Source organism: Microcystis aeruginosa NIES-4325 (genome assembly GCF_008974145.1).
GTDB lineage: Bacteria > Cyanobacteriota > Cyanobacteriia > Cyanobacteriales > Microcystaceae > Microcystis > Microcystis aeruginosa_G.
Genome location: NZ_BJKP01000110.1, coordinates 1 through 656 on the forward strand (window position 1 = coordinate 1; position 656 = coordinate 656).

Sequence of the window (656 nt, forward strand, 5' to 3'; positions counted from 1 at the left end):
TCCCACTCTCAACTATGGTAACTGAACTGACTGAAAAAATCAAATCAAGCTTGAAAGATGCGGCAAAAAAGCTGACAGGTTTTAAGAAAAGGGCTTTTATGGCGCAAGTAACTATAGACTATTTTAACTCTTCGCTGCGCCTAGCCGAAACAGAATTGGGATGGTCTAGGCAGGCAATAGCAACAGGATTGAAAGAGCTATAAACTGGGATTATTTGTGTTGATAATTATCGTGCTAGGGGGAGAAAAAAAACGGAGGAACTGCTACCAAACTTAGAGGCAGACATCAAAAGTTTAGTGGAGACGTACTCGCAAGCAGAGCCTAAATTCCAATCAACTTTTGCCTTTACTAAAATCAGTGCCAGAGCGGTAAGAGAGGCATTAAAAGAAGAAAAAGGCTATGGAGATGAACAATTGCCCTCTCGTCAAACCATTGGAGATATTTTGAATCGAATGGGCTATAGTTTAAAAAAAACACAAAAAATAAAACCGCTCAAAAAAATCCCAGAAACCGAGGCAATTTTTGCTAACGTAGCTCAAGCCAATCAAGCCGCTGACAACCAGACTAAATCTTTGAGAATTTCCTTGGATAGCAAAGCTAAAGTTAAGATAGGCAATTTATCTCGTGAGGGGAAAGCCCGCTATCTCGAGCCATTA

Annotated in this window: 1 protein-coding gene and 1 pseudogene; both read left to right on the forward strand. The window is 40.2% G+C overall.

Features of this window, described 5'->3' with window-relative positions; translation table 11 throughout:
• Positions 1-203: pseudogene (locus tag MiAbW_RS19200) on the forward strand (ISAzo13 family transposase); the annotation flags it as partial.
• An 81-nt stretch (positions 204-284) separates the two neighbouring features.
• Positions 285-656 (forward strand): ISAzo13-like element transposase-related protein (locus MiAbW_RS19205; protein ID WP_441338417.1); only part of this gene is annotated, 372 nt, incomplete at its 3' end.